General features: G+C 66.3%; 11 protein-coding genes and 1 pseudogene. 9 read left to right on the top strand and 3 right to left on the bottom strand.

The annotated features are described in order from the left end of the window. Positions 1-37: 37 nt before the first annotated feature. Positions 38-670 (bottom strand): uracil phosphoribosyltransferase, encoded by a 633-nt coding sequence (upp, locus tag CR918_RS06520; RefSeq protein ID WP_025878832.1) that lies wholly within the window; start codon positions 668-670, stop codon positions 38-40. Positions 671-823: 153 nt separating this feature from the next. On the opposite strand from upp, the gene CR918_RS06525 reads away from it, so the two are divergent. The 4 genes and pseudogenes from CR918_RS06525 to CR918_RS06540 all read left to right on the top strand — a co-directional run. Further along, positions 824-3,382: a TonB-dependent receptor gene (locus tag CR918_RS06525; protein ID WP_099842283.1), complete on the top strand. Its 2,559-nt coding sequence runs from the start codon at positions 824-826 to the stop codon at positions 3,380-3,382. Beyond that, positions 3,382-4,500: an NHL repeat-containing protein gene (locus CR918_RS06530; protein ID WP_099842284.1), complete on the top strand. Its 1,119-nt coding sequence runs from the start codon at positions 3,382-3,384 to the stop codon at positions 4,498-4,500. Before CR918_RS06525 ends, CR918_RS06530 begins: the two co-directional genes overlap by 1 nt. A 53-nt stretch (positions 4,501-4,553) precedes the next feature. Continuing rightward, entirely contained in the window at positions 4,554-5,861 is a 1,308-nt protein-coding gene (locus tag CR918_RS06535) for a purple acid phosphatase family protein (RefSeq protein WP_099844260.1), read from the top strand. A 10-nt stretch (positions 5,862-5,871) separates the two neighbouring features. Beyond that, positions 5,872-6,006 (top strand): annotated as a pseudogene (locus CR918_RS06540) (inorganic diphosphatase); the annotation flags it as partial. Positions 6,007-6,111: 105 nt separating this feature from the next. Here CR918_RS06540 and CR918_RS06545 read toward each other — a convergent pair. Beyond that, the gene (locus tag CR918_RS06545; protein ID WP_099842285.1) at positions 6,112-6,693 is read right to left on the bottom strand and encodes a hypothetical protein; all 582 of its coding nucleotides are present in this window, start codon (positions 6,691-6,693) and stop codon (positions 6,112-6,114) included. A 112-nt stretch (positions 6,694-6,805) separates the two neighbouring features. Here CR918_RS06545 and CR918_RS06550 point away from each other — a divergent pair, with 112 nt between their 5' ends. Together CR918_RS06550 and CR918_RS06555 are read left to right on the top strand one after the other, a co-directional pair. After that, positions 6,806-8,221 (top strand): cryptochrome/photolyase family protein, encoded by a 1,416-nt coding sequence (locus CR918_RS06550; protein ID WP_099844262.1) that lies wholly within the window; start codon positions 6,806-6,808, stop codon positions 8,219-8,221. Positions 8,222-8,362: 141 nt separating this feature from the next. Further along, positions 8,363-9,058, top strand: a complete 696-nt coding sequence (locus CR918_RS06555) for a YiaD family glycine zipper/OmpA-like lipoprotein (protein ID WP_025878838.1) — start codon at positions 8,363-8,365, stop codon at positions 9,056-9,058. 181 nt (positions 9,059-9,239) lie between these two features. On the opposite strand, the gene CR918_RS06560 is transcribed toward CR918_RS06555, so the two are convergent. Then, on the bottom strand, positions 9,240-10,271 hold the full coding sequence (locus CR918_RS06560; RefSeq protein ID WP_025878839.1) for a LysR family transcriptional regulator: 1,032 nt from the start codon (positions 10,269-10,271) through the stop codon (positions 9,240-9,242). A 147-nt stretch (positions 10,272-10,418) separates the two neighbouring features. Here CR918_RS06560 and CR918_RS06565 point away from each other — a divergent pair, with 147 nt between their 5' ends. The 3 genes from CR918_RS06565 to CR918_RS06575 all read left to right on the top strand — a co-directional run bounded on the left by CR918_RS06565 (position 10,419) and on the right by CR918_RS06575 (position 12,728). Then, positions 10,419-10,646: a hypothetical protein gene (locus tag CR918_RS06565; RefSeq protein WP_025878840.1), complete on the top strand. Its 228-nt coding sequence runs from the start codon at positions 10,419-10,421 to the stop codon at positions 10,644-10,646. After that, positions 10,643-11,413 (top strand): SDR family NAD(P)-dependent oxidoreductase, encoded by a 771-nt coding sequence (locus CR918_RS06570; protein ID WP_025878841.1) that lies wholly within the window; start codon positions 10,643-10,645, stop codon positions 11,411-11,413. The genes CR918_RS06565 and CR918_RS06570 overlap by 4 nt, the downstream gene beginning before the upstream one ends. 91 nt (positions 11,414-11,504) lie before the next feature. Beyond that, positions 11,505-12,728: an efflux RND transporter periplasmic adaptor subunit gene (locus CR918_RS06575; protein ID WP_162292034.1), complete on the top strand. Its 1,224-nt coding sequence runs from the start codon at positions 11,505-11,507 to the stop codon at positions 12,726-12,728. Positions 12,729-12,811 lie beyond the last annotated feature (83 nt).

The following is a 12,811-nucleotide window of genomic DNA, read 5'->3' on the forward strand; positions in this document are numbered from 1 at the left end:
AGCACTTCCTTTCGAAAGCGCTCCGACCCGGTCGATCTCAGCCCACGCGGGTACCGAAGATGCGGTCGCCGGCATCACCCAGGCCCGGCAGGATGTAGCCCTTGTCGTTGAGCTGCGCATCGATCGCGGCGGTGTAGATCTCTACGTCCGGGTGCACGGCCTTCACCGCTTCGATGCCCTCCGGCGCGGCAACCAGGAAGATGCCCTTGATCCGGCGTGCGCCGGCGCGCTTGAGCATGTCGATGGTGGCGATCAGGGTGCCGCCGGTGGCCAGCATCGGGTCGAGGATCAGCGCGTCGCGCTCTTCCAGGCGGCCGGTCAGGCGCTCGAAGTAGGGCACCGGCTGCAGGGTTTCCTCATCGCGCTGCAGGCCGACCACGCTGACACGGGCGGCCGGAATCAGCGACAGCACGCCGCTGAGCATGCCCAGGCCGGCGCGCAGGATCGGCACCACGGTGATCTTGGCGCCGGCGATGCGCTGCACGGTGACCGGGCCGGACCAGCCCGGCAGGGTGTGCGGCTCGGTTTCCAGGTCGGCGGTGGCCTCGTAGGCCAGCAGCGTGCCCAGTTCGTTGGCCAGTTCGCGGAAATCCTTGGTGCTGAGCGCGGCGTTGCGCATCAGGCCGATCTTGTGCTGCACCAGCGGGTGGCGCACTTCGACGATCTTCATGGGAGGGTCTGGCAGAAGGGGAGGCCCCCATTTTAAGCGGAATGCGCGGTGGTGCCGAGCCGGGTCCGGCAGGCCAGGCTCCACCGGTGTCATGCCCATGCAACTTGCCGGACATACCGTGCTGACCCAATCTTTACACCGTTGGGGATAGCTGTGCAGAAGAAGAACACGTTGGGCCTGGCAATCAGCCTCTCGCTGCTGGTGACGGCCAGCCCGTCGGTGCTGGCGGCCGAAAACGCCGCCGCTGCCGTGGCAGGGGGTGCCGCCGCAGCGACCGATCTGGACCGCATAGAAGTGCGTGCGCAGCTGGAATCGCAGGTACGCGCCGTCGACCTGAAGCGCAGCAGCGATGCCATCGAAGACGCCGTGTCTTCAGACGCACTGGGCCAGTACCCGGACAAGAACGTGGCCGAGTCGCTGCAGCGCCTGCCGGGCATCAGCGTGACCCGAGACCAGGGTGAAGGCCGTTTCGTGGTGGTGCGTGGCCTGGATGCCAACCTCAACAGCGTCAGCGTCGACGGCATCGCCATCGGCACCCCGGAAGATTCCAGCCGCGCGGCGCCGCTGGATGTGATTCCGTCCGATTCGACCGAGCGCCTGCGCGTGGTCAAGTCGCCCACCCCGGACATGCCGGGCGACGCCATCGGCGGCGCGATCCTGGTTGAATCGGCCTCGGCCTTCGATCGTGACGGCCGCAGCCTGCGTGGCAAGATCGAAGCCAGCCACCAGCAGCTGTCCGGCGAAACCAGCCCGAAGGCGGCCTTCAACTACAGCGAAGTGTTCAACGACACCTTCGGCGTCGCGCTGGGCGTGAACTACCAGAAGCGCACGTTCGAATCGGACAACACCGAAGTGGAGTACGACGGCGAAGACGATGCCGCACCGGGCGACGTCACCGCGATCAACCTGCAGCACCGCAAATACGAAATCGAGCGCAAGCGCATCGGCGCCAACCTCAACCTGGACTGGCGCCCGAACGAGGACAGCAAGTACTACCTGCGTGCGCTGTACAGCCAGTTCGATGATGCCGAAACCCGCCAGCGGGTGATCTTCAACTTCGATGACGCCAAGATGGTGAAGACCGGTACCGACCAGTACCGGTTGGACGGCATGCCGAAGGATTCCATCGACAAGCGCATGCGCTACCGCACCAAGGAAGAGAACACCTTCGCGGCCAGCCTGGGCGGCGAGAACACGCTGACCAACGCCGTGGTCGATTACAAGGTTGGTTTCACCCGCACCGAAGAGCGGGTGAACGATGAAATGGAGGCGCGCTTCAAGCTCAACGGCAAGGCCTTCAACGGTACGCTGGACCAGAGCAGTCGAATGCCCAGCTACAGCTTCGACAATCCGCAGTGGCTGGACAACGCGAACTACGCGTTCGACCGCTTCGTGATTTCACCCAAGCAGGTGAACGACAAGGAGCACAGCGCACAGGTCAACGTCCGCTTCGACGGCGACAGCAGCAGCATCAAGTTCGGCCTGCTGGGGCGCTGGCGCGACCGCGACGTCAACGTCGACGAAAGCGAACTGCGCGTCGGCCCGAAGGTTGCCCTGTCCAGCTGGACCACCGGCTCCCCGGATCACCGCCACGGCACCCTGGGTGACGGCATGGATTCGGACGCGATGCGCGCGTACTGGGCGGCCAACCGTGGCCAGTTCAGTGCCCGTCCGCAGGATGTCGGCGCCAACGCGATGACCTCGCTGGAAGAGGACTACACCGCCAGTGAAGACATCTTCGCCAGCTACGCCATGGGGACCTGGGATGTCGGTGCGCTGCGCATCATCGGTGGCGTGCGTGTGGAGAACACGCGCTTCAGGGCCGAAGGCAACCAGGTCGATGTGGCGGCCAACGGCCGCAGCTACACCGTAACCCCGCGCGTGGCCAACAGCAGCTATACCAACGTACTGCCGGGCCTGCACCTGCGCTATGACGCGGCCGATGACTGGGTGCTGCGCGCCTCGGCCAACAAGACCGTTTCGCGCCCGTCCTTCGGTGATATCTCGCCGCGCGTCGGCTACAGCCGCGGCGACGAGGAAGTGCGGCTGGGCAATCCTGAGCTGGACCCGTACGAGTCGAAGAACATCGACCTGTCGGTGGAGAAGTACCTCGGCAGCACCGGCATCGTTTCGCTCGGTCTGTTCCACAAGTCCATCGACGGCTATATCGTCGAGACGGTGCGCACCAATGATCCGGCCTACGGTGGTTTCGACGTGACCCAGCCGATCAATGGCCGCAAAGCCACCGTGCGTGGTGCGGAGCTGAACTGGCAGCAGCAGCTGGCCTTCCTGCCCGCCGGCCTGGACGGTCTGCTGGTGGGCGCCAGCGGCACCTGGCTGGATACCGGATTCGACGCTGGCATCGAGGATCGCGCCGGTGAGGATTTCACCCTGCCGCGTGCCTCCAAGCACGTGTACAGCGCCCACATCGGCTATGAAAAGTACGGCCTGAGCACCCGTCTGGCGGCGGTGTACCGCAGCGAGTACCTGGACAGCATCGGCAAGGGCCGTGCGTTCGACATCTACGTCGCGCCCAACACCCAGCTCGACTTCTCGCTGGACTACAAGTTCAACGCGAACGTGAGCATGTATTTTGAAGCGCAGAACCTGCTGGACAAGCCGTTGGAGCTCTACCAGGGCACGCGCTCGCGCACCCTGCAGATGGAAGAGTACGGCCGCACCTACGCCGTGGGCCTGAAGGTGGCGCTGTGATGACGCGTTGCATCACCCTGATGGCGGCCTCGCTGGCAGCCGTTCTTGCCGCCGGCTGCACGCCGGCCGCGGACAAGGCGCCGGCAGCGGCTGCAGCGACCGGCGCTGTGGCACCGGTCGAGCGCAACGTGGCGACCATCGCCGAGGCCTTCCTGACCCCGATGACCCCGGCCGACAACATCGATTCGCCCGCGTCGTGGCAGGCGCCGGATGGCAAGACCTGGCTGATCGCCACGGCCAAGGCCACCGACAAGCTGGTGGTCTACGACGGCAGCAACGGCCAGCACCTGCGCGACGTCGGCAGCACCGGCACCGGCCTGGGCCAGTTCGATCGCCCCAACGGCATCGCGGTGATCGATGACCTGCTGTGGATCGTCGAGCGCGACAACCACCGTGTGCAGGTGCTTTCGCTGCCGGACTTCACTCCGTTGGCCACCTTCGGTGCCGACGATCTGCGCAAGCCCTACGGCCTGTGGGTGGACCGCCGTGCCGATGGCTACAGCGTCTACGTCACCGACTCCTGGGACAACGGCGAGGACGCACAGGGCAAGGACATCCTGCCGCCGCTGGCTGAGCTGGACAAGCGCGTGCGCCAGTACCACGTGTCCCGCGATGGCACGAAGGTGCAGGCAACACTGTCGGCCAGCATCGGTGATACCAGCGAAGCCGGCGCGCTGCGTGTGGTCGAATCGATCTGGGGAGATCCGGCCAATGATCGCCTGCTGATCGCCGAAGAGGACGAAAGCTACGCCAGCGAATTCAAGGTCTACACCCTGGCGGGGCGCTTCACCGGCACCACCTTCGGCCGCGACGTGTTCAAGGCGCAGGCCGAAGGCGTGATGCTGCGCACCTGCGGCAAGGACGGCTGGTGGATCACCACCGAGCAGGGCAAGCAGCGTAGCGTGTTCCATCTGTTCGACCGCCATACGCTGAAGCCGGTGGGTGCGTTCCAGGGCAATACCGTGGCCAACACCGATGGCATCTGGATGATGCAGCAGCCAACGCCACGGTTCCCGCACGGCGCCCTGTATGCGGTGCACGATGACCAGGGTGTGGTGGCCTTCGACTGGGAGAGCATCGCCAAGCAGTTGGCCCTGCCGCTGGAGTGTGGCTCGTGAGCGCGCGCTTGGTGCGCCTGCTTGCGATCGGGCTGCTGCTGGCATTGCCATCGATGGCGATGGCTGCGGCCGAGCCCAATACGCAGGTGCCGTCGGGCAGCCGCTACTACGCGGCCACACCGGTGCCGGACCGCATCGTTGCCTCTCCATCGGTCGACCCCAGCCACGGCTTTGCAGTGGCCTGGCGCACCGATGGCAGCGTGCAGTCGCCGCTGCTGGAAATCGCACGGGCCGACGATTCGCCGGCCATCGAGGGCATCGTCCAGGTGCGCGCGAAGACCCAGGTGCTGCAGACCGAGAACGGCCTGTCGCATCATCATCGCGCCGACATCGACGGTTTGCAGCCGGACACCCTGTATGTCTACCGCGTACAGGGCAATGGCAGCTGGAGCGCGTGGAACCAGCTGCGTACGATGGCCGCTGCCGACCAGCCGCTGACCCTGCTGTATTTCGGCGATACCCAGAACAAGAACGTCAGCCATGTAAGCCGCGTGGTGCGGGTCGCACAGAAGGCCGCGCCGGATGCGCGGATCAGTCTGTTTGCCGGCGACCTGGTCAGCGGTGGCGACAACATGGACGACAGCGAATGGGGCGAATGGTTTGCCGCCACCAGCTGGCTGGCACAGGAGACGCTGGTGGCGCCGGCGATCGGCAACCACGAGTACTTCGAGGAATTCGAGGACACGCCACAGGAGCGCCGTGTGCTGGGCCGCCATTGGCCGGTGACCTTCGCCCTGCCGGGCAACGGTGCCAGCGCGGCGGCGGGTACCAGCTACTGGTTCGACGCACAGGGCGTGCGCGTGGCCGTGGTCGATGGCACGTCGGCGCTGGATCTCGGTACCGCCAAGGCGCAGGCACAGTGGTTGGACAAGGTGCTGTCCGGCAACCGGCAGCCGTGGACGATCGTGCTGCTGCACCAGCCGTTCTATTCGCCGCGCGAGGGCCGCGAGAATGCTGCCCTGCGCAAGGTGCTGCTGCCGGTGGTGCGCCGTCACAAGGTGGATCTGGTACTGCAGGGGCATGACCATACCTACGGCCGTCGCGGCGAAGGGCAGGCGGCAACACCGCAATACGTGGTGACGGTGGCGGGACCGAAACAGTACCGCCTGTCGGACGAAGCACGCAGGACGATGGACCCTGTGGGCGAAGACACCCAGCTGTTCCAGGTGTTGCGCATCGATCCGCAGCGCCTTCGCTACGAGGCCCGCACGGTGACCGGGCGCCTGTACGACGCCTTCGAGCTGAAGCGCGATGACAATGGCGGAAAGCAAAGGGTGGAGCAGCAGGAGGGACGGATCGCGCCGCGTGACTGCGCGCGTGCCCAGACCGCCAAGGGCCGCACCGACCGGTGTTGGGAGTGAGGAACGACCGATGAGCACGCGCACGCGCCTCGTTCCGATGGCCGCCATTGCCGTTGCCCTGCTGCTGGTGGTGGGCGCGGTGGCTGCTGCCGATACCGTACTGCACCCGTTCCTGGCCGCTCAGCCGGAGCAGGTGCCGCAGGAAAGAACGACGGACGGGTGATCAGCGAAGCGATGCAGCAGTCCAGAAGTGGATCCACGCCACGCGTGGATTGAACCTTTCCGTGCACCATCCACGCATGGCGTGGCTCTACTGCATTGCGTCCAGGAACAGTTCTGCTTCATCCGTGCTGCCCAGCACCAAAGCGACAGCGCGCAGCGCCGCTTCGCGATGAACCGGACGGATCCCGCCATCATCGTCATCGCTGTACAGATCCTCATCGGCATCGAGGTAAACGCTGCCGGCCGCAGCCAACGCGGCCATCAGGGTCGGCACGTCGGCGGCGAACCCGTCGGCGTCCCAGTGGCCCGCACCATGACGGGCGAACAGTACGCGGCCGTCGTCGATGTCGAGGATGAGGGGATCGGCGCCACGGTCGGCGATCACCAGCCACTGCGCCGGCCAATCGCTGATCGGTTCGCCATCGTTGCCGTTCCAGCGATAGCCTGCCTGGTAGGCCCACAGGCGCTGCAAGGGCGGTATCCACACCTCAAGGCCTGGAATGGTGATGCCGCAGGGGCCTTTTGCAGGATTGAATACCTCGCCGAACGGGCCGACGTGTGCATAGAACCTGGCCAGCACGTCCGGCAGCGGGAACGGCCCCTGCCACGCGTCGGCGGATTGCGATTGCAGGGGGCCGAAGCGGGCAAACGTGGCGCGAAGATCATCCATGACGTGGGCCGGGCGCAAGCGGAAGAGCGCGCAGCCTAGCAGGGCCGGTCGCACGCATCGCCTTCACCGTCACTGGCTATCATGGCCGCCCAGCAACTGAGAGGCAGTGCACGTGTCGGTAGCGTTGGTATGGTTCCGTCGGGACCTGCGGTTGCAGGACAATCCGGCGCTGCAGGCGGCGCTGGAAGCTGGCCACGATGTGGTGCCGGTGTACATCCACGCGCCGCACGAAGAGGGCGAGTGGGCGCCGGGCGCGGCCTCCAATGCATGGCGCCATCGTTCGCTGGCAGCGCTGGACGCCGACCTGCGTGCACGGGGTTCATCGCTGGTGCTGCGTGCCGGTGACAGCCTGCCGGCCCTGCAGGCGTTGATCGAGCCGACCGGCGCTGAAGCGGTGTACTGGAACCGCAAGTACGAACCGGCGACGCAACCGCGCGATGCCGCCATCAAACGCACGCTGCGCGAGCAGGGCATCGATGCGCAGAGCTGCAACGGCAGCCTGCTGTTCGAGCCCTGGGACATCGCCACCCAGCAGGGGCAGCCCTACAAGGTATTCACTCCGTACTGGCGCAACGTACTCAGCCACTGGCGTTTGCCCGCCTTGCAGGCCGCACCGGAGACGCTGCCGGCGCATACGGTCGACAGCCTCGCGCTGGATACGCTGCAGCTGGCGCCCACGCTTCACTGGGATACCGGGTTCTGGGAACACTGGCAGCCGGGCGAGACCGGTGCGCTCGAGGCGTTGTCCGTGTTCGAGGATGGTGCGCTGCGCGGCTATCGCGAGCAGCGCGACCTGCCGGATCGGGTCGGTACCTCGCGGCTGTCGCCGCACCTGCATTTCGGCGAAATCGCGCCGTGGCGCATCGCCCACGCGCTGGAAGGCCTGCGCAGTGCCGGTACCGATGCTGACATCGATGGCTACCTGCGCCAGCTTGGCTGGCGTGACTTTGCCCATCACCTGCTGCACCACTTCCCGAAGACGCCCACCGACAACCTCAATCCACGCTTCGATCGCTTCCCGTGGGCCAGCCCCAGTGCCGCCCAGCTGCACGACTGGCAGCGCGGCAATACCGGCGTCCCCATCGTCGATGCTGGCCTGCGCGAGCTCTGGCATACCGGCTACATGCACAACCGGGTGCGGATGATCGTCGCCAGCTACCTGTGCAAACACCTGCGTGCGCACTGGCAGCACGGTGCGCGCTGGTTCTGGGACACGCTGGTGGATGCCGACCTGGCCAACAACACAATGGGCTGGCAGTGGGTGGCCGGCACCGGTGCCGACGCGGCTCCGTATTTCCGCGTGTTCAATCCCGTCACACAGGCCGAGAAGTTCGATCCGCAGGCGCGCTACATCAGCCGCTGGGTGCCTGAGCTGGCGGCGCTGCCGGTGAAAGCGCGGTTCGCTCCATGGCAGCATCCGCACCTGCTGGCCGAACGCGCGCCGGGCTACCCACGCACGCCGCTGGTGGACCTGGCGGCTGGCCGGGATGCCGCTCTGGCCGCCTACCGTCAGTCGGCGGCGGGGTAAAGCGCTGGCTGAGCGGTCCAGACAGCTAGCTGAACACGTCCCTGTCGACCGGTGTGATCATCATCCCGACATCGCGTCCGGCTGTTTATCCTCGTTGCCGCCCGCAAGCCGCCGGCCCGACCGGAAACCAAGGAGAACACCATGATCCGCAACACCACCCGCAACGTCGCACTGGCCCTGATGAGTGCGGCCGTCCTGTCGGCCTGCGCCACCGGCGGCTCCTATGTGCAGAGTGATCCGTACGGCAACCCGACCGAGCAGCAGAACCGCACCGGCCGCAATGCCCTGATCGGTACCGCCATCGGCGTGGCCGCGGGCCTGCTGTCCGGCGACAGCGCGACCGAGCGTCGCCAGCATGCGCTGATCGGCGCGGGCATCGGCGCACTCAGTGGCGCCGCGGTGGGCCAGTACCAGGATCGCCAGGAGCGCGCGCTGCGCGAGCGCACTGCCAACACCGGCATCGACGTCGAGCGCCAGGGCGACAACATCATGCTGAACCTGCCCGACGGCATCACCTTCGACTTCGGCAAGTCGGCACTGAAGCCGCAGTTCTACGGCTCGCTCAATGGCGTTGCCGGCACCCTGCGTGACTACAACCAGACCATGATCGAAGTGGTCGGCCACACCGACAGCATCGGCAGCGACGCGGTCAACAACCGCCTGTCCAAGGAGCGTGCTGATTCGGTGGCGCAGTACCTGATCGGCCAGGGCGTGCAGAGCGTGCGCATCGAAACCCTGGGCGCTGGCAAGGCCTACCCGATCGCTGACAACAGCACCGATGCCGGCCGTGCCAAGAACCGCCGCGTCGAGATCCGCGTGATTCCTCTCAAACAATAACGCGCAGCGTTATCGCTGTTCCGGCGCAGCCGGAACGAAAATGCCGCCCTTGCAGGCGGCATTTTCTGTAGGTGCCGAGTGTGCTCGGCACGCCGATAGCCCATGTGGAGAGCCGTGCCGGCCAAGGTCGGCATCTACCGGAGGCGATCCAGGAGCAGGGTACAGGCGGCATCGCTGCAGCTTACGCCGCCGAAGCAGCCACCTTCTCCAGGATGCGCTTGCCGCTGCTCGCCAGCGCCGCTTCTTCCTGTTCCTGCTGCTGCCGCGCCAGCTTCGCACCGGGGCACTGCGCCAGCATGTAGTTGGCGTCGAAGTTGAGCTTCTCCACCAGGAAATCGACGAACGCGCGTACCTTCGGCGAGACCAGCCGGCCACCGGCGAACACCGCGTTGAAATCCACTTCCGGACCGGTCCAGCCGGCCAGAACGCGGCGCACCATGCCCGACTCGACGAACGGCTTGGCCATCACGTCGCCGGTCAGCAGCAGACCTTCGCCACACACCAGCGCGCCATTCAGCGCAGACATGTCGTTGGCCGTCATCAGCGGCGTCACCGGGAAGTCGCGCAGCTCGCCACCGTTCTCGCCCAGCTGCCAGGTGAAGCGTGGCGAATTGCCGGTGTGGTACGGCTTGCGCATGGCCAGGATGCGGTGGAACTGCAGCTCTTCCGGATGCAGCGGTTCGCCGTAGCGCTCGATGTAGGCCGGGCTGGCGAACACCTGCGTGCGCAGGCTGCCGAGCTTGCGCGCCACCAGGTTGGAATCGGGCAGGGCACCCACGCGCAGGGCAAGATCGGCCTCACCGGCGATCAGGTCCAGCTTCTCGTTGCCCATGTGCATGTCCAGGCGGATTTCCGGGTACTGCGCATGGAACTGGCCCAGCAGCGGTGCGATCCAGGTGATGCCGATCGAATAGGGCACGGTGAAGCGCAACCATCCGCGTGGACCGGACTGCAGCTGGCTGACCGCGCTTTCGGCTTCTTCAAGTTCGCGCGCGATGCGCTGGCAATGCTCGTGATAGATCGAGCCGGCTTCGGTGAGGCCGAGGCGGCGCGTGGTCCGGTGCAGCAGGCGCGCACCGAGGCGCGTTTCCAGTTCCTGCACTTTGCGGCTGACCGTAGTCTTGGGCAGGCCGAGCGATTTGGCAGCCGCGATGAAGCTGCCTTGCTCGACCACTTTGACGAAGATCAGCGTCTCGTTGAGATCGTGGGACATGGTCAGGGATCCTGGACGTCGGGGATGGGGCAATCGTGACAGAACGATTGGACCGGGGACGGGATGATTATTCCCCTTAATCAGGACTAATCAAGTAGGGGTTTGAGGTCTATCGTGGCGCCATTCGCTAATTGGAGCCCGTCCGCCATGAGCCTGCGCAACATTCTTGCCCGCTTCCGGATTGCCGGCCAGAACGCCCTGGACCTGGCAATGACCGTTGAATCCCGTCCCAGCTCCTTGGTTAACAAGGATTTTCGGGAGTTTACCGCACCCATGCGTCAGCAGCGTGGCGGTGCCTTGCACCTTGCCTCGCACAAGGGTGACCGACTGCGCCGGATCGGGACTATCCCGGATTTGGGAGGAAATGTCCCGTGAATGGGATTCTGACGCCCGAGGTCCTGGTTCTCGGCGGCACCGGTGCCGTGGGCCAAGGTGTGGTCGGTGCATTGCTGGAGGCCGGCAGCCCCGTGCTGGTGGTCGGCCGCGATCCCGGCCGCCTGGCGGCGTTGCACGAGCAGTTCGCCGATGAGCCGGGCCTGCAGACGATGCTGGGCTCGCTCAGCGACGACAGTTCGGCACGTGCGCTGGCCGAACGCGTGGCGCAGCGCCCGCGCCCGCTGGCAGCGGTGGTTGCCGCGATGGGCGGCCCGTACAACCGTGGCCGCGTGGTCGAGCGTGGCGGTGACGCCCTGTCGGCGGCATTGCAGGCGGACCTGATGCCGCATGTGCACGCAGTGCACCACCTGCTGCCGCTGCTGCAGGACAACGTGCATGCTCGCCGCTACGTGATGATCGGCAGCCCGGCCGGGCTCAAGCCCTGGGCAGGCTATGGCGAGACCTCGATCACCACCGCCGCGCTGCGCATGTACGCGCAGGTGGTGCACCAGGAAGCGCAGGCCGTAGGCGTACGCGCGCAGATGCTGGAAGTGTGCAGTCCGGTCTGCACGCCGGCCAACGCTGCCAACGCCTGTATTGAATGGCCGAGTTCACTGCTGGTCGGTCGCCGCGTGGTGTCCCTGCTCGACGGGTGCCGCGACAACCGCGCAATCGTCCGTTGCGACAGCAGTGATGCCGAACTGCCACGCGGCCTGCTGCATCTGGAAATACCGCCGCTGTGGCGCGACACCGCAGGCGTTGCTTGACCTCGACTTTGGTTGAGGTCGCAGGATACGCCGCCGAAAGTTGATAGCAATTCTCAAATAGCTGTACCACCCCTCCGTACGGATGCATGCCATGACTTCCCCCTATACCACTCCACATCGTTTCGGTCATCGCATCGCGATGGCTGGCGTGTCGATCCTCGCTGCCGCCGTCCTGGCGGCCTGCAGCGGTGGCCATGCCGAAGAAGCCGGCGCGCCGCCCCCGCCGCAGGTCTCAGCTGCCCCCGTGCTGCTCAAGCAGGTCAGCCAGTGGGACGAGTTCAGCGGTCGCGTCGAGGCCGTGCAGAGCGTCGAGCTGCGCCCGCGCGTGTCCGGCTACATCGACAAGGTCAACTACGTTGAAGGCGAAGAAGTGAAGAAGGGCGCCGTCCTGTTCACCATCGATGCCCGCAGCTACCAGGCCGAGTACGACCGCGCCAACGCCGAACTGGCCCGTGCGCGTACCCAGGCGGTGCTGGCCCGCAGCGAATCCGAGCGTGCCAAGCGCCTGGCCGAACAGCAGGCGATTTCCACCGAGACCGCCGAACAGCGTCGTGCGGCCGCCGACCAGTCCGGTGCGGCGGTGCAGGCTGCGCAGGCCGCGGTGGATGCCGCCCGCCTCAACCTGGAGTTCACCAAGGTGCGTGCGCCGATCGACGGCCGGGCCGGCCGGGCGATGGTCACCGCCGGCAACCTGGTCACCGCCGGTGACAGCGCCAGCGTGCTGACCACGCTGGTCTCGCTGGATACGGTGTTCGTGTACTTCGATGCCGACGAAAGCACCTTCCTGCGCTACGCGCAGATGGCACGCAAGGGCGAGCGCCCGAGCGAGCGCGACAGCGAGCTGCCGGTGAAGATCGGCCTGTCCGGTGAAGAAGGCTACCCGCACTCGGGCAAGGTCGACTTCCTCGACAACCAGGTGACCCGCAGCACCGGCACCATCCGCGTCCGCGCACTGCTGGACAACGCCGATCGCCAGTTCACCCCGGGCCTGTTCGCCCGCGTGCAGCTGCTCGGCAGCGGCCAGTTCCAGGCCATGCTGATCGACGACAAGGCCGTGCTGACCGACCAGGACCGCAAGTACGTGTACGTGGTCGACAAGGATGGCAAGGCCCAGCGCCGTGACATCCGCCTCGGCCGCACCGCCGAAGGCCTGCGCATCGTCGAGCAGGGCCTGGCCGCCGGTGACAAGGTGATCATCGATGGCGTGCAGAAGGTCTTCATGCCCGGTATGCCGGTGCAGGCGAAGGCGGTGGCGATGCAGCCCACCGCTGCGCCGGCGCCGGGTCGCGATGCAACTGCCGCACTGAACCACTGATCCGCGTCCCCGCTTAGCTGCCGGTGCCAGCGGCAGCCGTCACTGCCTTCGCCAGATTGGCGAGGGGCAGGGCGGCTGTTGCC

The sequence above is a fragment of the Stenotrophomonas indicatrix genome (assembly GCF_002750975.1).
Taxonomy (GTDB): domain Bacteria; phylum Pseudomonadota; class Gammaproteobacteria; order Xanthomonadales; family Xanthomonadaceae; genus Stenotrophomonas; species Stenotrophomonas indicatrix.